The sequence below is a fragment of the Deinococcus peraridilitoris DSM 19664 genome (assembly GCF_000317835.1).
Lineage (GTDB): Bacteria > Deinococcota > Deinococci > Deinococcales > Deinococcaceae > Deinococcus_A > Deinococcus_A peraridilitoris.
Genome location: NC_019793.1, coordinates 300,083 through 319,266 on the forward strand (window position 1 = coordinate 300,083; position 19,184 = coordinate 319,266).

Sequence of the window (19,184 nt, forward strand, 5' to 3'; positions counted from 1 at the left end):
ACCGTGCGTATCTTGATATATCTTCTGCTGATCATCGGAATTCAGGGCGCACTGACCCGCCTGATTCCGCGCGAACTGAGTGCCCCGGACCTGTTTCTGCTTACGGCCATCGCGCTGGCCCTGCGCCTGCGTCCGCTTCCCGCACTGCTGCTGGCCTACGGTATCGGCCTGCTGCAGGACATTCTCGGTCACGGTGCGCTGGGTCTGCACGCGGCGGCCGTGTCGGGCGGCGTGCTGCTGGTGCTGGGTCTGCGCAAGTTCCTGTCGGACCGGGGATTCATTCAGACCGTGGTCACGGTCACAACCGGCGTGATCGGCCAGTGGCTCGTCTTTCTGATCCTGACATACTGGCTGCGCAATGGCCTGGTGACGATCAATACCCTGGTAACGGTGCTGCCTTCACTGTTGATCGGGACGCTGCTGGCTGCGCCGCTGCTCGAGCGCCTCGCGGCATGGGCATTCGGGACGCGCCCCGGCGCTGAACAGGGCCTCACGTGAGCCGCGCCTCGCCGCGCCCGCGCAGACACAGCGCCCCACGACACTCACGCGCCGCGCGCGCGGTGGACGCCCCGAAAAAGCGCGCCCGCAGCCGTGAAGTCAGCCGGCCACACGTAATTGCACTGTGCTTCAGCGCCTTCCTGGCCGTCTTCGCTTACCGTCTGTACGATTTACAGATCACGCGCTACCACCAGTTCGCCACCCAGAGTGAGAGCAATTACCAGCGTGACGAAATCGTGCGCGCGCTGCGCGGCGAGATTCGCACCCGTGACGGACTTTTGCTCGCCACCAACCGCATGGCCGTCGATCTGATCTACAAAGGGGGCGATGTCGCCGCATGGCCACAGATCCGCTACCTCAGCGGCTTCGCGGACGTTCAGCTGCCCAGCGTCGCGCCGGGCGGCGAAGTCACGCTGGTGCGCAACGTTCCAGCCGATAAAATTTCCGCGCTTCAGGAGTACACCGTGATGCAGCCCAACCTGGAATTGCGCGAGCGTGTCGAACGGGTCTACCCGCAGGGCACGTTTGCGGCCCACATGGTCGGCTACGTCGCCGAGGCCAACGAGCGTGAGGTCGAGGAGGACGGTTACGCGCTGGCCGACCTGGTGGGCCGCAGCGGTTTGGAGGCAAGCCTGCAGCACGAGCTTCGAGGAGAAAACGGTATTCGGCGTCTGGAAGTCACGGCGGCCGGACGGCCCCAGACCGAGCGCATCATCGATCCCGGACAAAAGGGCCGCGACGTGGTTCTCACCATCGACGCCAAGCTGCAGCGCGCCGCCGAGAAAGCCTTGCAAGAAGGGCTGGCAGATGTCAACAAAGCGCGCCTGAAGCGCGCCAGCCCGACCGAGAGTGTCGTGAAGGGCGCCATCATCGCGCTCGATCCGCGCACGAACGAGGTGCTGGCACTTGCGAGCGCCCCCACCTTCAACCCCAACTGGTTCGCTCAGTCTCCCCGACCTCCGCAACTGGCCGAGGCGTTGCAGGGCAATGGTGGACAGCCGATGCTCAACCGTGTGGTACAGATGTTCGACGCGGGCAGCGTTTTCAAACCCACCAGCACGCTGGCCTATATCGAGAAATGGGGCAACAAAACCTTCGCCTGCCCACCCGGCATTCGCTTCGGCGGCTGGCGACGCAACTGGGCCGGACACCACATGGGGCAGATGGATGGGCGCAAGGCGATCTCGAATTCCTGCAACACCTGGTATTACCAGGCCGCCATTGACGCCGACCCGATCGTATTCTCGAATTACCTGGCCCGGCGCGCCAAGGATATGGGCTTCGGAGGTCCGACCGGCCTGGAACTGATCGGCGAGAAGATCGGCAACCTGCCCAGCGCCGAAAGCTACAAGGCCCGTAAAGCCGACTACTGGCCAGGTCAGGCGCTCAGTTTCGCAATCGGTCAGGACGCGCTGCTGGTGACGCCAGCGCAGATTGCCTATGCCCTTTCGACGCTGGTCAACGAGGGTACGCAGCGTCCGTTGACCCTCGTACGCAGCGTGAATGGGCAACGCGCTGCGGCCAAGCCTGCGAAACGCGTTCCGGGGGCGCGCAAGAACTTCCGCCTCATCAAGGAGGGCATGGAGATGACCACCTTGCAACTTGGTGGAGTGAACGGAAACGGCACCGCCAGCCATATACTGGGCCCGCACCGTTTTCCCGTCCGCACCGGAGGCAAGACCGGCACGGCCGAAAATGCCCTCAGCCGCCGCTACAATTACGCCTACACCAACGCCTGGTACGAAGGCTACGGACCGGTGGACAATCCTGACCTGCTGGTGGTGGCCTTTTTCGAGAACGGCGGCGAGGGATCGGGCACGGCGCTGCCCGCCGTCGCGAAAGTCTTCGCAGCCCACTGGTGCCTGAAAGTCGACGGGCGCGGTTACCTGGAAGGCCCGCCAAGCAGTCAGCAACCCTGTCTGAAGAATCAGGCGATGGAAGTCGAGCAGCTGGTGGTCCGTAAACCTGGCAAGCAGCCCTGAGCTCAGGACGCGCCCGAGACTGCGCCTTTGGCCTGCCGGGAAGCGAGTTCTTCAAGCCAGGCTTTGTCCTCGACACGCCGCAAGTAGGGATTGGCAAGCTGCGCCAGGCAGAACAGGCTGAACAGCACGCCCAGGACCACCATCACCGTGCCCGGATTGAAGATACCCCCGGCGATGCCCGCCAGCGCCGTGGCCACGGGCGCGGTGAACTGCGCAATCAAGCGGCGCACGCTGAAAACCCGTCCTTGCAGTTCGGGGGGCACCTGAGTCTGCCAGATGGCCTGCGAATGTGCGTTCATGATGGGCGTCATCGCAAAAGCGAGGGCCACGATCGCGGCGCTCAGGTACAAATTGCGTGACAGGCCGAAAGCAATCAACGCCAGACCGGCCACCAGCATTGGAATCAGGATGCCGAGCACACGCTGACGCTTCAGGCCGCCCCACATGCTGACGAGCACACCGCCCAGCACCCCGCCCAGACCGCCCACCGTGGCCAGCAGCGCCAACGCGCTTTCGAAGGTAAGCCCACGGGCCGTCCAGTCGGGCGCGAGCGTGAACTTGACGATGAGAGGCTCGAAGATGCCCATCGGGGCGAACACGAAATTGATGAACGAGAAGGTGCCCAGCAGCCACAAGAGCGGCTTGCGCGCCCAGATGTAGCGAAAACCAAAGGCCACATCGGCCCAGAGACGCGGGCGTACGGTCTCGGTGCGGCGCGGCGAGGGAATCTGCAGACGCGTCAGTACCAGGCCGGAAAACAGAAAGGTCAGCGTGTCCAGCAAGAACACCAGCGCGATGCCGCCCGTCAGCCATCCCGGAAGTACGAGCCCTCCCTGCAACAGCAGCGCCGGCAAGGCGAGGATAAAGGCCGCCAGCCCAGGGGCCAGCAGACCGGAGAGCGACCACATCGTCTGCATCATGCCGTTGGCGCGCGGAAGCTGCGCCGAAGGAACCAGCATGACATAGCTGGTGTCAAAAGACGCGCCGTGGTAGGAGTGCAACAGCGACAGCAGCACCACCAGTGGAACGAGTGCGTACAGCGTCAAGGTGCCGGTCATGGCCAGCGAAGCGAGCACCAGACAGACAAGCGAGCTGCCCAGGTCACACCCGAGCATCGTGCGGCGTCGGTCATGGCGATCTGCCCAGGCGCCGGCGAGCGGGGCGCCCAGCACGGCGGGCAGTGCGCCGGCAAGCGCCACGACCGACAGGGCAAGGGCCAGTTCGGGCTTTTGCTCGGGGCGGGCGTACAGTGTCTGGGCGAGGTAGATGGAGATTGCAAAGTACGTCAGCGCGCTGCCCACCACGGACAACGACTGCGTGGCCCACAGGACGACAAAGGTTCGCCAGCCGTTTCGCGGCGCCCGGACAGGTACTGAAGGCATACTTGAGCATAGAACTTCACACCCGGCTTTCCTTGCGCCTTTTGGCGGAGGACATGGGGGCGCGACCTCCGAAGTGGCAGCCCGATCAGAAAAAGGGTTGTGGCAAAGTGCAGGAAGCGCAGCCCGGCTGAGCAGCGCGCCGTCTTCCGGGCAGGCCAGGGACGTGGGCAACCCGGACATGGGCAAAACGGGTCCGAAACGCATGAAAGCGTTTGCGTCGTTTTGCAGTTCGGTACTGGACACACTGGCTCACCGCACTGACGGCGCGCCAAAAGCACCGGTGGATCGGGTGATCAATCCCTGGCCCACGCTTCAGGATCGGGCAAGCTTTTTTCGTTCGGCCACGGCGAGCTGGTCGACACGTTCATTCTCGCCATGCCCGGCGTGGCCACGTACCCACACAAACGTCAGGCTGTGACGCCGCGCCTCATCTATCAGGGCTTCCCACAGGTCCTGATTCTTGACGCTGTCCTTGCCAGCGGTTTTCCAGCCATTGCGCTGCCACTTGAGGATCCAGCCGTCTGTGAACGCTTTGCGCAGATACTGACTGTCGGTCACCACGCGCACGTTGCAGGGCCGCTTGAGCGCCCGCAAGCCTTCCAGCAGTGCGGTCAGCTCCATCCGGTTGTTGGTGGTCTCGCGTTGCGCTCCTGACAGTATCAGCTCTTTTCCCCGGTAGTTGAGAATCACGGCCCAGCCGCCCAGGCCCGCCTGGGTATCACACGCCCCATCACCGTAGAGATCGACCTCTTCACCCATGACTGGTTCCATCGGCTGAATGCATCCTTTGAGCGGCAGCTGATCTCGTACACTGGATGGCCGGGCTTGTTTCGGACGGTAAGATTGGGACATGTTTACCTCGCTCGCGACACTGTAGAGCATCAAGACCACGGTCGCAGTTGTGGTAGCACTTCGGGCGTGCCGCTGTCTGCCTCACCGTTGACTTCAAGCACGCCCTGAACGGGTTTTTGGTGAGAAATTACCCGTGAGTTTCGGGCCAAGGGAAGACAAAGGGAACCTTAGCACTCGGTGGCTACCCGGCACATGATGAGGATTTTTTGTGCAGCGATGATGAAGTCACTTCAGGACAGGTGACCAACATGAAACGACTTGCCTTCATCCCCAGCGTCCTCGCCCTCACCCTCGTCGCCTGCGGCACCACCTCGCCAAGCACCGCACAAAGCGCCACCGCCAGCGGCACCACCACTTCACAGACGAGCAGCCAGCCTGCCAGCAACGCCGGGCAGGCGGAGCAGAAAACCGGGCAGCAGGCTGAGCAGAAGGCCGAGCAGCCCACGCCAAAGGACGCGAAGGAAGTCAAAAAACCTGCAGACAAGGCGCCACTTGCGAAATCGAGGTTGGACGGTGTGACGGGCACCTGGACCTACAAGTTCGAGAACACCGATTACACGTTCCCGTTCGAAGGACGCATCCAGTGGAAGAAACCGGTCACCAAAAACGCCGTCACCACGCTCGTCGGTACGCGCTTTGTGTGCAACGGTTCCACCACCTGCCGGGAAAATGGCAGTGTCACCCTCATTGATGACGGCAAGTCGCTGCGTGTCGAGATGATCGAGGAATCGGAACTCTGCCCACCTTACCCTTCAGATGACTGCGAGCGCGTCACCGGTATGTGGATGGAAGGTCAAGCCGAGTCGTCGAACGCCACTGCGGGCATGACCAGCATCAAGGGAACTGGAAATCTGTATACCCGCCATCCGCAGATTGAAGTGCCGTTCGAACTGCGCAGCGCCAAATAAAACAATCATATAAAGAACGATTTTCCCGAAAGACCCGGTCACTCCTGACCGGGTCTTTCGGGTTGCGGAGATCACACCTGGTTCATCAGGCCAGTGGAGCGTTCGGAGTCTTCCTGTGGTCTGGTTCACTCCATGGGAACACGCGCCCATTTTGAGAATGAAGATGCCGTCCCCGCATAAAGTGACGCAAGGCAGTACCTTGCAATACTCCCTGCCCCCGCAAAAAGTTGGCTTGTAAGAGCCTTGTTGGAAACGGTTCGGTACTCTGATGTCATCCGGGGCTGTGAATCACGCGGTGCAACCGGGCACCTGCCGCGTGAGGAGCCAGTGGTGCGACCGATCGGACGGGCAGCAAAGCGCTGCAACGATTGGAGAGCCCACTTGAAGGATTCGCTTCACAGTCATCCCACTTCTGGGATGTGCCTTTCGATGTCGGCCAAGAGCGGCTTTTCAGACGAGCTCGACCGGGCGCTGAACGGGTTGATTCGCCAGCTCTGGGCCCACGACCCTGACACTGCCCAGCATGCCAGCGCGGTCACAGCGCTCGGTCAGGCAGTCGGCCGGCACTTGGACCTGGCACCCGGTGACGCCGAGGCCCTGGAATTGGGGGCCCAACTGCACGACATCGGCAAACTGCTGATTCCGGAAGAGGTGCTGCGCAAGCGGGAGCCCCTCTCGGAGCTGGAATGGCAGGTCATGCGCGCCCACTGCGAATACGGCCACCGGTTGGCTTCCTCTCTGCCGCAGGTTCCGGCGGGGGTGCTCGAGGTCGTGCTCTTTCACCACGAGCGCTGGAACGGTACGGGTTATCCTGTTGGCCGGCGCGGCCGGGACACTCCATTTCTTGCCCGAGTTCTGGCGGTGTGCGACGTCTATGACGCCCTCACCGGCGAGCGGGCATACAAGCTTCCCTGGACCAGCGCGCGGACGCTCGCGTACCTGCGCGAGAACGCAGCCATCCTGTTTGATCCCACCGCCGTCGAAGCGCTGGAGTCTCTGTGCCGCGAGCGCGAACACGCTCTGTTCAAAGCCGAGTGACGCCGGCCGTACCAGAGAACTGCCGTTTCAGTGGCCGTCGAGCCAGCGGGCCTTAAGAGATTCGATCAGGGTCACGAACATGCCAAAATCGTTTGGCTTGACCAGATAATCGTCGGCGCCCAAGGCGGCGCAGGCCTCGCGATCTGCTGGTGCATTCGAAGTTGTGAACACCACCATGGGAATATTGCGCAGCGTGGCGTCCTGCTTGACACGCCGCAACACGTCCAGGCCATTCATCCGGGGCATGTGCAGATCGAGCAGGACCAGCCGGGGTGCTTCGTCTGCACGGCCCCGGTACCTGCCCTGTCGGTACAGGTAGTCCAGCGCGTCCTGACCGTCGAATGCGACTGCTGGCTCGCCGACCAGGTCACCCACTTCGAAAGCCGTGCGCGCAAGCTCGACATCGAAGACATTGTCCTCGACGAGCAGGATGCGGGGAATCGGCAGGGTGTCGGTCATAGGGAGACGTGAAATACGCTTCATTCAATCTTAACAAAATCAAGGTCCGAGCAGATGAAAACGTGCCGAGACTGCCGAAGTGTGGAGACACGGCCCTGCAGAGACGCAGAGCAGGATTCAGGGCGCCTGCGATCGGTGGACAAGTTCACAGTCGACGATGCCTTGAGCTGGCCTTAGGGATCGCCTGTATGCCGCACTGCGGGCGCATTGTTTTGACCTGAATTTGAGGCCCGCCCGTTAAGGTGAAGGCTGTGGTCCCTTTTTCGACTCGCTGACATGTATGAGGGAGACCATCCATGAGTGTCCAGCCCGAATTCCTGCTTCCGTCCACAGCGAGGCGCCTTTTCGATTGTCTCCCAGAGCCCTTCGCGCTGCTCGATCCGGCGCAGGGTGTCCTTTATGCCAACCCGGCCTGGGCGCGCCTACCCGCGCGCGCCGTACGGTCCGGCGCCGACCTCATCGGCTTTGACCTGGCGCAGGACACCTCGCCGCCCCTGATGCAACTGGTACGTCAAGTAGCCCGGCAGGGTGACGGCGCCACGCTCACCGCCGAGGTGACCTGCGACGAGACCTGGTACCAGGCTTTTCTTTTCGTTCACGAACAGTGTGTCGGCCTTCGACTGCTCGACATCACGGCGCACAAAATGCTGAGCGAGCGGGTCACCGTACTGGCACAGCAGCACCAGGACCTGCAGACCGAAGCTGACGCCCTGCAGGCCTTCTCGGCTTTCATCGAGGCCGCCGGCTCAGAGGCCGACTTACGGGTGCTGGCCGCTGCAGCCGTGCAGGTGGTGCACACGGCGCTGCGCGAAACGGACGCCGGGTACTTCGAGCTGCACGATGGAACGTGGCACGCCACCACCCTGTCTGACCAAATCCCGCCGCCCTTGCGGGTGCTGCTCACCACGGGATTGCCCGCAAACAGCCCACTGGCCGCGCTCGTGACCCGCTCGGCAACCCCCTTGCTGCTCGAACACTGGCGCGCGCTCGATGACGCGGTCGCCCAGGCCACGCCGCTGTATGAAGCAGTGGCGTTGGCGCCGATTCAGATTCAGGGAACGCTGCATGGTCTGCTCGCCATCGGACACCGCACGCAGCAGCGTTGGGACACCCGCTCGCGCTCCATCCTGCAGGCCGTCTGGCGCAGCCTGGGTCTGGTGGCCGAGCGGGCGAACACGGCGCAGCGGTTGCTGCGCAAACGCGAAGCACTGGAGGCAGCGAATGCCGAACTCGAAGCCTTCGCCCACTCGGTCTCGCACGACCTGCGGGCGCCCGTGAGGCACGTCCAGGGCTTCGCCAGCCTGGCCAAACATGCACTGGAACAGCAGAATTACGAGGGCGCCCAGCGCTACCTCGGGGTGATCGCCGAATCATCGCGGCGCATGAATCTGCTGATCGACGACCTGCTGCAGTTTTCCAAGTTTGCCGAGCAACCCCTGCGCCAGCAGGAAGTTCAGCTGGCCGCACTGGTCGAGGAAGTACGTGGCATGATCGAGCCGGAAGTGGGCCAGCGCTGCGTGCGCTGGCAGATCGGGGAATTGCCCACGGTGTGGGCGGACCCCAGCCTGTTGCGACAGGTGCTGCTGAACCTGCTGTCCAACGCGGTGAAGTACACCGGCCAGCGTGAGCAGGCAATTATCGACGTGTCTGCGGAGTCCCGGCCCGGCGAGCAGGTGGTGCACGTACGTGACAACGGTGCGGGCTTCGATCCGAAGTATCAGGGGCGGCTGTTCGGGGTATTTCAGCGGCTGCACCGGCAAGAGGAATTCGAAGGTACGGGCGTAGGCCTCGCCACGGTCAAACGCATCATTCACCGCCACACCGGCCGGGTGTGGGCCGAAGGGCGGCCGGGCGAGGGGGCGACCTTTTCCTTTGCGCTGCCCGAGCGCCGGACATAAGCCGCGCCCACACCACGAGGGGAACCCGCCGCCCCCTCGCCTCGTATCCCACGGCATGAACGAGTCCTCCTTCCGGCCCGAGGAAACCGCCCACGGCGCCTGGCCGTCCGATCACATTCCCGCGGATCAGCGCACCCTGGTCGCAGCCCAACACCTGTCTCCCCTGCTGGCCTTCTGGCTGCCCGTGCTGGGCAACGTCATCGGGGCCCTCGTGGCATGGCTGCTGACTCGCGACCGCCACCCGGTGCTGGACGACCAGGGTCGCGAAGTGGTGAATTTCCAGATTTCCATCTCGCTGTACTTTCTGGCCGTGACCGCACTGGTCGTGCTGACGCTCGGCATCGGAATACTGTTGCTGTGGCCGCTGGTACTGGCGCTCTACGCGCTGCAGTTCATCACGATGATTCTGGCCGTCGTCGCTACCATTGACGGACGACCGTACCGCTACCCCTTTTCGATTCGCTTCCTGCGCTGAGCTGTCACCCCGGAGAATTTCCGCAGTCGTTCGTCTGTTCGTCTGTCGGGCACCCAGGGCAGGGCGCGGCGTTCCCGATCGCCCGCTCCAGGCTGGTGTGCACCACCACAGCCTCAGCAAAGTTCAGACGGACTCCCAGCCCGGTTCGGTTTGCCACGCTAAAGTGGACGCATGTCGGTTGCCATCCAGTTCAAGGACACCATTCAGATTCGAGGGCGTGCAGACGTCTTGTTTCGCAGCGTCATGGACCCCAAACGGCGCGCCAAGTGGGACCCCAGCATTCGCACCGGCGCCTATGTGGGTGAGGAACGGCTCGTACAGGGCGCCATGGTGCGCTTCAAGTTGCCGCCAAGAATGCTCGGTCTGACCTTCACCGCCCGGTACGGCTCACTGCAGGCACCTCACCGGGGAGGCTGGGAGAGCGTCAAGCCTTTTGGTCCGCTGGAGCGTTTTGCGCAGGGCTGGGTATTCAAATCCATTCCTGGAGGCACTGAGGTGACGCTCAGTGTCAACGCCAAGGTGCGCTTTGGCTTCATCGCCAAAGCCGTCGAGCGGATGCTGCGCTCGGCTTCAGCACAGACCCTGATCGAACTGCAGCGACAAGTCGACGCAGCCGGAGCCCAGCTGGTGCTGGATACCGCGCGTGACATGGCCAAGCAGCAACGCGAAGCGCGCAAGAAGGGCAAGAAGAAGAACTGACGGGCCGCCCTGGCCTCGACAGCAATCCTCCTCCCGATCACAGTGCACCCCGTTCATGGGGTGCATTTTTCGTGTCACGACGCCATGCCTTTGGCTTTTGTTTAATCGGCCTCACCTCACCCACGCAGGTGGGCGGCGTAGACTTGACCTCATGAGAATCGGCATGATCGGACTGGGCAAAATGGGCGCCAATATGGTCGCGCGCCTCGTGCAGGGCGGACACGAAGTCGTCGGTTACGACCTCAACACCGAAAATGTGCGCTCCATCGAGCGCGAGGGCGCGCTGGGCGCCGAGGACCTCGCTTCGCTGGTAGCGGCGCTGCCTTCGCCTCGGGTGGTGTGGGTGATGGTTCCGGCAGGCCCTGCCACCGAGAGCACCATCCGGCAACTCGCCACCCTGCTCAAGGAGGGTGACGTGATCATCGACGGCGGCAACTCGCGCTTCACCGACAGCGTGCGGCGCGCCGAGGAGCTGTCCGCACGCCACCTGCACTTCGTGGATGTGGGAACTTCCGGGGGCATCTGGGGCCTCGCGGAAGGCTACTGCATGATGGTGGGCGGCAAAACTGAAGCGGTGGAGCTGATCAAGCCGATCCTGCAGACGCTGGCGCCCGCACCCGACCGCGGCTGGGGACACGTCGGCGAGTCGGGCGCCGGGCACTACACCAAGATGGTCCACAACGGCATCGAGTACGGCATGATGCAGGCTTTCGCGGAAGGCTTCGAGCTGATGCGCGCCAAGCACGCACTGGTGACGGATGTGTCGCAGGTCGCCGAGATCTGGCGTCACGGAAGCGTCATTCGCTCGTGGCTGCTCGATCTGACGGCCGACGCGCTGAAAGGTGACTCGGAACTCGGCGACCTGTCGGACTTCGTGGGTGACTCGGGTGAAGGCCGCTGGACCGTTGAGGACGCGATGGAAATGGGCGTTCCGATTCCGGTGATCAGCTTGAGCGTGCAGACGCGTTTTTACACCCAGCAGGAGATCAGCTATGCCGGCAAGGTGCTTTCGGCGATGCGCCGCGGCTTTGGCGGTCACGCGGTGAAAAGAATCGAGCGACCGGCCGAGGAAGCCGTCGTGCCCGGCGTCGGGCCGCTGGCCACACCGGAAAAGGCCCTGAACGGCGTGAAGGGCGGCGCGGGCAGCGAGCATGAGTGAGGTCACGCGCGCCCCGGAACACGCCGGTGATGACGATGTGCTCGGCAATCCCCTGCGGGAAGGCATGCTGCGCAAGCGGGCACCGGAGCCCTGCACGCTGGTGATCTTCGGCGTCACCGGTGATCTCGCCAAGCGCAAGCTGCTGCCGGCCGTGTTCGGATTGTGGCAGGACGGCCAGCTCGGCCCGGGTTTCTCGGTGGTAGGGATCGGGCGCGCCGCCATGACACCCGACGAATTCCGGGATTTCACCCGTGAAGCGCTCACCAGCAGCAAGGAAACCGACGCGATCGGTGAAGGCAACCTGGAACGCTTCGTGGAGCTCGCCTCGTACGTCGGGGGGAACTTCGACGCACCCGAGACGTACCAGAGCATTCAGGAGCGCCTGAGTGAAATCGAACGCGAGCGGGGCGCCGGACGCAACGCGGTGTTTTACCTCTCGACCCCGCCCAGCCTGTTCGAGGAAGTCACGACCGCGCTGGGCCAGGCGGGACTGCAGGGCGAACAGGAGGGCTGGCGGCGCCTGATCATCGAGAAACCCTTCGGGCATGATCTGCAAAGCGCGCGCGCCCTCAACGACAGTCTGCACCGGGTCTGGGAAGAGCACCAGATCTACCGCATCGACCATTACCTGGGCAAAGAAACCGTTCAGAACATCATGGCGATCCGCTTCGGCAACCTGATCTTCGAGCCGCTCTGGAACCGCTCGTTTGTCGAGCACGTCCAGATCACCGCTGCCGAGGATCTGGGCATGGAAGGACGCGGCGGGTACTACGAAGAAGCCGGCGTGGTGCGCGACATGCTGCAAAACCATTTGCTGCAGCTGTTCACGCTGGTGGCGATGGAACCACCGGTCGCCTTCGATGCCGACGCCATCCGCGACGAGAAGGTCAAGGTGCTGCGTGCCGTGAAACCGATTCCGGCGTCGGCGGTGGAGGAAGTGGCGGTGCGTGGTCAATACGCCCCGGGCACCCTGTACGGCGAGCGGGCGAAGGGGTACCGCGAGGAAGAAAAGGTGGCTTCCGAATCGAGCACGCCTACGTTCGTGGCAGTCAAACTGGAAGTCGAAAACTGGCGCTGGAAGGGCGTACCGTTCTTCTTGCGCTCGGGCAAGCGCCTCCCCAAGAAGGTCACGGAAATCGCCGTGGTGTTCAAGCGCCCCCCGCTAGGTCTGTTTCCGGGGGGAACCGAACGCAACGTCCTGGCCTTTCGGATTCAGCCGGATGAAGGGGTGAGCCTGAAACTCTCCAGCAAGACCCCCGGTCAGGAAAACTCGCTGCGCGAGGTGGTGATGGACTTTCGCTACGACGCCTTCGGCGCGGAACTGGAAAGTCCGTACTCTCGCCTGCTGCTGGACGCCATGCTGGGTGACGCCACGCTCTTTCCGCGCGAGGACGAAGTCGAGCGGGCCTGGAAGCTGGTCAGCGGCCTGCTGGAAGCCTGGACGGCACCCGACGCGCGGTTGCCCAACTACGCGGCCGGCACCTGGGGACCGGACGCGGCCGACGAGCTGATCGGTGCCGATCGTCGCTGGCGCCGTCTGTAACCCTGTTTTTGTCTTTTCCGTCGGAGTTGCCATGCCCCAGACACACGATTTACCCCGCCTCGGACCAGTTCAGACCGGCGTGCGCCGTGCTCAGCACGCCCTCGACGACCTGTGGTCGCAAGCGGAGATCGAGACACGCGCATACACTGGAAACATCGTCGCCCTGACCGAAAAAAAGCACCTCAGGCGTGTCGCCGAGGCCCTTGAGCGCCTGGGTGGGCGCTATGCCGGGCGGCAGATTATCGGCGTGATGGACGGCGACGAGTCGGTCGAGGTGGAGGCCAGCCTGATTCCCGTCCGCAGCCTTTACGTCGAGCGCCTGGTGCTGAATGCCAACACCGAGCAGCTGCAGGGCGCAATTCTGCCGCTGCTGCGCCCGACCACCCTGAACCACGTCTGGTGGGCCAGCAGCGCTCCGCCGGGCGGAGCGCTGCTGGCCGAACTGGCCGAAATCGCCGATCAGGTGATCGCCGACGCCCTGTCGCTCGACCTCAACCCGGACCGGCGCTACGCGCTGGCCGATCTGGGGTGGGCGCGCACGAACGGCTGGCGTGAGGTGACCGCGCAACTGTTCGACGCTCCGGACGCCGCGCGCCGGTTGTCTTCGCTCAACCGCCTGAAGGTCACGCACGCCGCGGGCAATTCCCGCCCGGCCCGGCTCTTTGCCGGCTGGATCTCCTCCAAGCTCGGCTGGCTGGATTTGTCGTGTGTATCGATTGAATCCGACCCGGACTGCGAACGTGAAAATGGCGATCTGTGCAGCGTGGAGCTGTCGGGGCACGATGCGTTTTTTGCGCTGCGTTCCGGTCCGCGGTTTTCGGTTCGGGCCGAGACCCGCTATGGGCAAGTTGAACGCAAAACGGAAATGACAGTGCTGTCCCCCTCGCTGGCAGAAGGACTGGGTCTGGTGATGGCCCGACCTGGGCGCAACGAGAACTTTCTCGACTCACTGGCCGTCGCCCGGAGGCTGCCGTGAGACAGCAGATTTTTGCCACGCCCGAAAAACTGGCGCAGGCCGCTGCGCGGGAATTTGCCCAGCTGGCGCGCGCTTCAGTCGGGTCACGCGGGGCGTTTCACGTGGCCTTGTCCGGCGGCAGCACGCCCAAGCTGCTTTACTGCGCTTTACGCGAGCTGGATGTGCCCTGGAGCGAGGTGAGCATCTATTTTTCCGATGAGCGCTGCGTTCCGCCCGATTCACCGGACAGCAACTACAAGCTCGCTCTCGATGAGTTGCTGTCCCGGGTTCCCGTGCCCGCCGGGCAGGTCTTTCGCCTGCAGGGCGAACTCGATCCGCATGAAGCGGCAGCCCGGTACCAGCAGCAGCTTCCCGGGCAGCTCGACCTGGTGCTGCTGGGCCTGGGCGACGACGGCCACACCGCCAGCCTGTTTCCGGACACTGCCGCCCTGTCTGCCGCAGGGCGAGTGGTCGCCAATTTTGTTCCCCAGCTCGACGCCTGGCGCCTCTCGTTTACCTTTGACGAAATCAACTCTGCCCGTGAACGCTGGCTGCTGGTCACCGGCGCGGCCAAGGCAGGCGTGGTTCGTGACGTACAGCAAGAGGCAGGGAGTCATCCGGTGGAGCTGGTCCGTGACGCCCGGTGGTTTCTGGACGAATCGGCCGCCCAGAACCTGCATCCGTGAGCGCCGTCCTCAGCGTCCTCAGCTGCGCAGGGTGACACCCGAGGCGAGGGCCAGCAGGCAGCTGAGCAGCAACATGGCCGTAAAGAACGCGCGCCACAGCGCGGCGACACGAGGGTTGGTCGAGCCGAGGGCCCACCAGAGAGTCGGGATACAGGTCAGAGCGACGGACAGCAGCAGGCCCGAGCGCGCCGCCGACGTCGTTCCTGTCTGGCCGAGCAGCATCAGAAAGGCGAAGGTGGCATTGAACAGGCCCAGCGCCACGCCCCACAGCGAGGGCGAGAGGTCGGCCGGTCGGGTCCAGTCAGGGGTGGCACGCTCGATGCGTTTTCCGACGATCCAGGTGAGTCCCAGCACCAGCCAGGCGGCAAACAGTGGGTACATCGGATCAGCCCGTGACCGGGCAGTGCGCCTGGGTACGGGTCGGCCTCTCGCCAGTGGTCAGGTGACGAACAGCGAAACGGCGAACCACGACTTCGGTTATTGCCGCTTTGGTGCGGCGCCGACCCACGGGCGTCAGAATAAATCGTCGGAAACACATCACAGTGGACGCAGTGTATGAGGGCACGTCTCACACGCGTCTTACAAGATTCCACCCTCACTCACGGTGTTCCGCCTGCAAGCGGGCAAAATGGAGGACCGTGTCCACACCCGACATTCTCGCCGCGTTGGCCCTCGATCTGGGATTCGACGCGGTGGGCTGGAGCGCGGCCCACGTGCCGGACACCAGCGTCGAAGAATACGCCCGCTGGCTGAAGCACGGCCATCACGCCGGAATGGACTACCTGGAGCGTCAGCTTCCCCGGCGTGCCGATCTGTCCAGCAGTTTGGAGGGCAGTCTCAGCGTGCTGGTGCTGGGCATCTCACACGCCTTCGAGCAGTTGCCGCCGCCGCCGGGCGGTGTGCGGCTGGGCCGGGTGGCCCGCTATGCCTGGACACCCGACTATCACGAGCAGCTTGCTCCGCTTCTGAGCCGACTGGAAACCGAGACGGCGAAGTTGGGTGGGCGGGCGCGCGCGTATGTGGACCACGGTCCGGTCATGGAGCGCCTGTTGGGAGCGTCGGCTTTTCTGGGCTGGCGTGCCAAGAGCGGCATGCTGGTCAGCACCTCGTTGGGCGCCTTCATGACGCTCGCCGTGGTGCTCACCGATCTGCCGCTGCAAGTCGAGACACAAGCCCACCCCGACCGTTGTGGCCGCTGCACGCGCTGCATCAGTGCCTGCCCGACCCAGGCCATTTTGCCAGGTCGCGCCCTGGATGCTCGTCGCTGTGTGTCGTACCTGACGATCGAGCATCGCGGGCCGGTGCCGTGGGAACTGCGCAGCGGCGTGGGTGACTGGCTCTTTGGGTGCGACGGCTGCACTGAGGTCTGCCCCTGGTCGATGAGGGCGGGTTCTGTCGCGCGTGCCCTGCGTCCGCAGGCCGAGCTTGCGCATCCGGACCTGACGCCGTTCTTCATGCTGAGTGGTCGGCAGTTCGATCAGGCGTACCAGGGTACCCCCTTCGCCCGACCGCGTCGCAAAGGTATGGCCCGCAACGCCTGCTACGTCATCGGCAACACGCGCGACCCGCAGGGATTTTCGCTGCTGGAACGGGCCGTCCATGATCCGGCCTGGGAAGTCCGTGAGGCGGCCGCCTGGGCACTGGGGCAATTCGGTGAAACGAAACTGCTGCACCGCCTGATGAGCGATCCCCATCCACAGGTCAGTGACGCGGCGCGGCGCCTGTACGTCCCTTGCTGACAAGGCCGCCTGTACGCCCCTTCCTGACAAGGACGGCCGTGTGGTGCGGCTCCCGGTGACGGCAGCACCAGAGTTTGTAATGCACGGTACAAGGAGTCGCGTGCCTGCTCGTTGTCCCAACGGGCATCAAGTGTCCTTTCAGCCGACCTCACGTCGGGCGTGCTGTGCTTGGAATTATGCCCAAGGACGTCACCGACCGATTTATGCAGGCCCTGCAACAAGCCGAAGCCAGCAAGGACCCTTCCCCACTCATCGAACTCTACGCCGAGGACAGCTCGACCGAGAACCTCGCGACCCCACCGCTGCAGGGGCGGGAGGGCGCGCAGCAATTCTGGACGAAGTACCTGGACGTGTTTCAGGACATCCGCTCGGAATTTTTCGCTCAGGCGGACAGTGACACGACCGGCGTGATGGAGTGGACGGCGCGGGGCCACCTGAAAGACGGCAAACCCATCGAGTACAAAGGCGTGAGCATCATCGACGTGCACGAGGGCCAGGTCAAGAAGTTTCGCACCTATTACGATTCGGCAGCCTTTGTCGAGGGCGTGGCGAAGTAAGGCAGGTGGACGGGTCGGGGCTGTTTCGAGCTTCATGGTGGCTCGTTATGATGCACGCGTGAAGCTGCCCTCTCTGATCACCGCGCTCGTCCTTGCCTCCGGGTCCGCCCTTGTCGCCTGCGCCGCACAGGACCTGCGTGCGCCAGTGTACAGCGTTCGGGTTGTGAACACCTTTCCACACGACCCGAACGCGTTCACCCAGGGCCTGATCTTCGAGGACGGGGTGCTGTACGAAGGAACCGGCCTGGAGGGCCAGTCCGAACTGCGCAAGGTGGACCTCAAGACCGGCAAGGTGCTTCAGCGCCTCGCGCTGCCCACCAATGTCTTCGGGGAGGGCCTCACCAGCTTTGCGGGCCAGCTGGTGCAGCTCACCTGGACGACCGGCGTCGGCTACGTGTACGACAAGGCGAGCTTCCGGCGCATACGGACCTTCAATTACGCCACCGAGGGCTGGGGCCTCACGCACGACGGCAAGTCGCTGATCCTCAGCGACGGTTCGAGCAGGCTCTACTTTCTGGATCCCTCGACGTACCGCGTCCAGCGCACTGTCAACGTCACCGCCGACGGGCAGAACGTCGTGCGGCTCAACGAACTGGAATTCGTGGGCGGTCAGGTGCTCGCCAACGTGTGGCTGACCAACCGCATCGCGCGCATCGACCCCAAAAGCGGCAAGGTGAGCGCCTGGTACGACCTCACCGACATCGTCAACCGCGTTCCGGACCGCGGGCCTGACGACGTGCTCAACGGTATCGCCTATGACGCCAAGGGCGGGCGCCTGTTCATCACGGGCAAGCGCTGGCCCGCCCTGTACGAGGTCAAGCTCGGCGGGCGCTGAGCATTCAGGGCCGCGGCATACCGGGCGGCTGCAAGAAAGCCAGCGTGCGCGACACCAGCGACCAGACTTCCCGCTCCAGCTCACTCGCGCTGCGCATGGCGTCGAGCACCACGAAGCGCTCCGGCGCTGATGCGGCCAGGGTGCGAAAGCCCTCACGGACACGCTCGTGAAAAGTCAGGTCAGCCCGTTCCAGCCGGTCATGGGCGCCCTTTGCAGCGGCACGCTGCAACCCGGTTTCCGGATCGAGGTCGAGCAGAAAGGTGATGTGTGGGGTGAGCCCACCCGTCACTTCCCAGGTCACGGTGTGCAGAAACTCGCGTGGAAGGCCGCGCCCAAAGCCCTGGTAAGCCAGGCTGGAATCGGCGTAGCGGTCACACAGCACCACTTCGCCGCGCGCCAGGGCCGGGCCGATCACGTCGCGGACCAGCTGGGCGCGGCTGGCGCTGTACAGCAGGAATTCACTGAGCGGTGCGATTTCGACTTCCGGATCGAGCACCACGTCACGCAGGCGTGAACCGAGAGGCGTGCCGCCGGGCTCCCGGGTCTGCACGAAGGCAATGCCCACCTCCGCGAGGTGCACGGCCAGGCGGGCAATCTGCGTGGACTTTCCGGCGCCCTCCGGACCTTCGAAGCTGATGAACAGGCTCATTGCCGTTTCCCCCAACACCTGGTGCTGGCATCGGTCACGGGCGTCACAGGCCGGTGGGCGCGTGAATGAACTGCCAGGGCAGTCCGAAGGTGTCCTCGATCTTGGCGGCCAGCGCCCGCACGCCAAAGGTTTCCGATTCGTAGTGGCCGATGTACACGGCGTTGAGCTGGTTCTCGAAGCTGTCGTAGAAGTTGGCGTGCTTCGGCTCACCCGTGATGAAGGTATCAAGCCCCGCCCGGGTCGCTTCGACGAGCGCGTCGGAGCCTGAGCCTGAAACCAGCCCCACCCGGCGCACCTCCCCGGGTCCGCCACCGTGCACCAGGCAGATTTCCCCGGTCAGCTTCTGCAACCGGTCCGCCAGATCCTGCAGGGTCATGGGAATGGGCAACTCGCCGCTCAACCCGATCTTGTGCCCTGCCCACTCTCCGAAAGGACGGGTGTGCTCCAGGCTGAGGGCCTGGGCGAGGACGGCATTGTTGCCGACTTCCGGGTGGGCGTCGAGGGGGATATGAGCGGCGTAAATGCTGAGGCCACCATCGAGTGCGGCCTGTACACGGCGCTTGTGGGGGCCCCTCAGCATCAGGGGTTTGCCCCAGAACAGCCCATGGTGAGCGATCAGCAGATCGGCACCCGCGTCGATGGCGTCTTCAATGGTGCGCAGCGAGGTGTCCACCGAGACGGCCACGCGGGTGATCTCGCTTTTGCCCTCAATTTGCAGGCCATTATCGCTGGGGTCCGGGTAGCGACTGAGGTTCAGGTACTCGTCCAGCCAGCGGACGAGTTCGTCGCGCGACGTCCCGGGCGAAGGAAGGTGCGGGGTGCTCATGTGCGGCATTCTAGAGCGTTTGGCTGCGCCGTCGCGGGCGTGGG

The 19,184-nt window shown here is 64.0% G+C and carries 20 protein-coding genes and 1 riboswitch; of the genes, 14 read left to right on the plus strand and 6 right to left on the minus strand.

Features of this window, described 5'->3' with window-relative positions:
• Positions 1-3 precede the first annotated feature (3 nt).
• Both mreD and DEIPE_RS01300 read left to right on the plus strand, forming a co-directional pair.
• Positions 4-498, plus strand: a complete 495-nt coding sequence (mreD, locus tag DEIPE_RS01295; protein ID WP_015234176.1) for a rod shape-determining protein MreD — start codon at positions 4-6, stop codon at positions 496-498.
• Positions 495-2,480 (plus strand): peptidoglycan D,D-transpeptidase FtsI family protein, encoded by a 1,986-nt coding sequence (locus tag DEIPE_RS01300; RefSeq protein WP_245557572.1) that lies wholly within the window; start codon positions 495-497, stop codon positions 2,478-2,480. Before mreD ends, DEIPE_RS01300 begins: the two co-directional genes overlap by 4 nt.
• Positions 2,481-2,482: 2 nt before the next feature.
• Here the strand turns inward: DEIPE_RS01300 and DEIPE_RS01305 are convergent, their stop codons facing one another.
• Both DEIPE_RS01305 and rnhA read right to left on the minus strand, forming a co-directional pair.
• Positions 2,483-3,862: an MFS transporter gene (locus DEIPE_RS01305; protein WP_015234178.1), complete on the minus strand. Its 1,380-nt coding sequence runs from the start codon at positions 3,860-3,862 to the stop codon at positions 2,483-2,485.
• Between the two features lie 312 nt (positions 3,863-4,174).
• The gene (gene rnhA / locus DEIPE_RS01310; protein ID WP_425387669.1) at positions 4,175-4,633 is read right to left on the minus strand and encodes a ribonuclease HI; all 459 of its coding nucleotides are present in this window, start codon (positions 4,631-4,633) and stop codon (positions 4,175-4,177) included.
• A gap of 329 nt (positions 4,634-4,962) precedes the next feature.
• On the opposite strand from rnhA, the gene DEIPE_RS01315 reads away from it, so the two are divergent.
• Positions 4,963-5,622, plus strand: coding sequence for a hypothetical protein (locus DEIPE_RS01315; protein WP_015234180.1), 660 nt, complete (start codon positions 4,963-4,965; stop codon positions 5,620-5,622).
• A gap of 268 nt (positions 5,623-5,890) precedes the next feature.
• Positions 5,891-5,973, plus strand: a riboswitch (cyclic di-GMP riboswitch).
• 78 nt (positions 5,974-6,051) lie between these two features.
• Positions 6,052-6,660 (plus strand): HD-GYP domain-containing protein, encoded by a 609-nt coding sequence (locus tag DEIPE_RS01320; RefSeq protein WP_157448726.1) that lies wholly within the window; start codon positions 6,052-6,054, stop codon positions 6,658-6,660.
• A gap of 27 nt (positions 6,661-6,687) precedes the next feature.
• Here DEIPE_RS01320 and DEIPE_RS01325 read toward each other — a convergent pair whose 3' ends face one another.
• A complete protein-coding gene (locus DEIPE_RS01325; RefSeq protein ID WP_015234181.1) occupies positions 6,688-7,119 on the minus strand; it encodes a response regulator in 432 nt (143 codons plus the stop codon).
• Positions 7,120-7,415: 296 nt separating this feature from the next.
• On the opposite strand from DEIPE_RS01325, the gene DEIPE_RS21880 reads away from it, so the two are divergent.
• From DEIPE_RS21880 to pgl, 7 genes are all read left to right on the plus strand, one after another.
• Entirely contained in the window at positions 7,416-9,017 is a 1,602-nt protein-coding gene (locus DEIPE_RS21880) for an ATP-binding protein (RefSeq protein WP_015234182.1), read from the plus strand.
• A gap of 55 nt (positions 9,018-9,072) precedes the next feature.
• Positions 9,073-9,492: a DUF4870 domain-containing protein gene (locus DEIPE_RS01335; protein WP_015234183.1), complete on the plus strand. Its 420-nt coding sequence runs from the start codon at positions 9,073-9,075 to the stop codon at positions 9,490-9,492.
• 171 nt (positions 9,493-9,663) lie between these two features.
• A complete protein-coding gene (locus DEIPE_RS01340; protein ID WP_015234184.1) occupies positions 9,664-10,191 on the plus strand; it encodes an SRPBCC family protein in 528 nt (175 codons plus the stop codon).
• A gap of 151 nt (positions 10,192-10,342) precedes the next feature.
• The gene (gene gnd, locus DEIPE_RS01345; protein ID WP_157448727.1) at positions 10,343-11,350 is read left to right on the plus strand and encodes a phosphogluconate dehydrogenase (NAD(+)-dependent, decarboxylating); all 1,008 of its coding nucleotides are present in this window, start codon (positions 10,343-10,345) and stop codon (positions 11,348-11,350) included.
• The gene (gene zwf, locus DEIPE_RS01350; RefSeq protein ID WP_015234186.1) at positions 11,343-12,893 is read left to right on the plus strand and encodes a glucose-6-phosphate dehydrogenase; all 1,551 of its coding nucleotides are present in this window, start codon (positions 11,343-11,345) and stop codon (positions 12,891-12,893) included. The genes gnd and zwf overlap by 8 nt, the downstream gene beginning before the upstream one ends.
• 31 nt (positions 12,894-12,924) lie before the next feature.
• Positions 12,925-13,869 carry a glucose-6-phosphate dehydrogenase assembly protein OpcA gene (locus DEIPE_RS01355; RefSeq protein WP_015234187.1) on the plus strand — a complete coding sequence of 315 codons (945 nt, stop codon included), beginning with the start codon at positions 12,925-12,927 and terminating at the stop codon, positions 13,867-13,869.
• The gene (pgl, locus tag DEIPE_RS01360) at positions 13,866-14,534 is read left to right on the plus strand and encodes a 6-phosphogluconolactonase (protein ID WP_015234188.1); all 669 of its coding nucleotides are present in this window, start codon (positions 13,866-13,868) and stop codon (positions 14,532-14,534) included. The genes DEIPE_RS01355 and pgl overlap by 4 nt, the downstream gene beginning before the upstream one ends.
• Positions 14,535-14,552: 18 nt before the next feature.
• Here pgl and DEIPE_RS01365 read toward each other — a convergent pair whose 3' ends face one another.
• Complete coding sequence (locus DEIPE_RS01365; RefSeq protein WP_015234189.1) at positions 14,553-14,915, minus strand: hypothetical protein; 363 nt, start codon at positions 14,913-14,915, stop codon at positions 14,553-14,555.
• 257 nt (positions 14,916-15,172) lie between these two features.
• On the opposite strand from DEIPE_RS01365, the gene queG reads away from it, so the two are divergent.
• From queG to DEIPE_RS01380, 3 genes are all read left to right on the plus strand, one after another.
• Positions 15,173-16,273, plus strand: coding sequence for a tRNA epoxyqueuosine(34) reductase QueG (queG, locus tag DEIPE_RS01370; RefSeq protein ID WP_015234190.1), 1,101 nt, complete (start codon positions 15,173-15,175; stop codon positions 16,271-16,273).
• Positions 16,274-16,449: 176 nt separating this feature from the next.
• The gene (locus tag DEIPE_RS01375; protein WP_015234191.1) at positions 16,450-16,830 is read left to right on the plus strand and encodes a nuclear transport factor 2 family protein; all 381 of its coding nucleotides are present in this window, start codon (positions 16,450-16,452) and stop codon (positions 16,828-16,830) included.
• A 58-nt stretch (positions 16,831-16,888) separates the two neighbouring features.
• Positions 16,889-17,665 carry a glutaminyl-peptide cyclotransferase gene (locus DEIPE_RS01380; protein ID WP_245557573.1) on the plus strand — a complete coding sequence of 259 codons (777 nt, stop codon included), beginning with the start codon at positions 16,889-16,891 and terminating at the stop codon, positions 17,663-17,665.
• A 4-nt stretch (positions 17,666-17,669) separates the two neighbouring features.
• Here DEIPE_RS01380 and tmk read toward each other — a convergent pair whose 3' ends face one another.
• Together tmk and DEIPE_RS01390 are read right to left on the minus strand one after the other, a co-directional pair.
• Positions 17,670-18,314: a dTMP kinase gene (gene tmk, locus DEIPE_RS01385; RefSeq protein WP_015234193.1), complete on the minus strand. Its 645-nt coding sequence runs from the start codon at positions 18,312-18,314 to the stop codon at positions 17,670-17,672.
• 43 nt (positions 18,315-18,357) lie between these two features.
• Positions 18,358-19,140, minus strand: a complete 783-nt coding sequence (locus DEIPE_RS01390) for a Nif3-like dinuclear metal center hexameric protein (protein ID WP_041230625.1) — start codon at positions 19,138-19,140, stop codon at positions 18,358-18,360.
• Positions 19,141-19,184 lie beyond the last annotated feature (44 nt).

Coding starts and splice junctions, on each gene's coding strand:
- DEIPE_RS01390 (WP_041230625.1), bottom strand. CDS start 19,140: ATGAGCACCCCGCACCTTCCTTCGCCCGGGACGTCGCGCGACGAACTC.
- DEIPE_RS01340 (WP_015234184.1), top strand. CDS start 9,664: ATGTCGGTTGCCATCCAGTTCAAGGACACCATTCAGATTCGAGGGCGT.
- DEIPE_RS01315 (WP_015234180.1), top strand. CDS start 4,963: ATGAAACGACTTGCCTTCATCCCCAGCGTCCTCGCCCTCACCCTCGTC.
- DEIPE_RS01365 (WP_015234189.1), bottom strand. CDS start 14,915: ATGTACCCACTGTTTGCCGCCTGGCTGGTGCTGGGACTCACCTGGATC.
- DEIPE_RS01335 (WP_015234183.1), top strand. CDS start 9,073: ATGAACGAGTCCTCCTTCCGGCCCGAGGAAACCGCCCACGGCGCCTGG.
- DEIPE_RS21880 (WP_015234182.1), top strand. CDS start 7,416: ATGAGTGTCCAGCCCGAATTCCTGCTTCCGTCCACAGCGAGGCGCCTT.
- rnhA (WP_425387669.1), bottom strand. CDS start 4,633: ATGGAACCAGTCATGGGTGAAGAGGTCGATCTCTACGGTGATGGGGCG.
- DEIPE_RS01305 (WP_015234178.1), bottom strand. CDS start 3,862: ATGCCTTCAGTACCTGTCCGGGCGCCGCGAAACGGCTGGCGAACCTTT.
- gnd (WP_157448727.1), top strand. CDS start 10,343: ATGAGAATCGGCATGATCGGACTGGGCAAAATGGGCGCCAATATGGTC.
- DEIPE_RS01320 (WP_157448726.1), top strand. CDS start 6,052: ATGTCGGCCAAGAGCGGCTTTTCAGACGAGCTCGACCGGGCGCTGAAC.
- DEIPE_RS01355 (WP_015234187.1), top strand. CDS start 12,925: ATGCCCCAGACACACGATTTACCCCGCCTCGGACCAGTTCAGACCGGC.
- zwf (WP_015234186.1), top strand. CDS start 11,343: ATGAGTGAGGTCACGCGCGCCCCGGAACACGCCGGTGATGACGATGTG.
- tmk (WP_015234193.1), bottom strand. CDS start 18,314: ATGAGCCTGTTCATCAGCTTCGAAGGTCCGGAGGGCGCCGGAAAGTCC.
- DEIPE_RS01325 (WP_015234181.1), bottom strand. CDS start 7,119: ATGACCGACACCCTGCCGATTCCCCGCATCCTGCTCGTCGAGGACAAT.
- DEIPE_RS01375 (WP_015234191.1), top strand. CDS start 16,450: ATGCCCAAGGACGTCACCGACCGATTTATGCAGGCCCTGCAACAAGCC.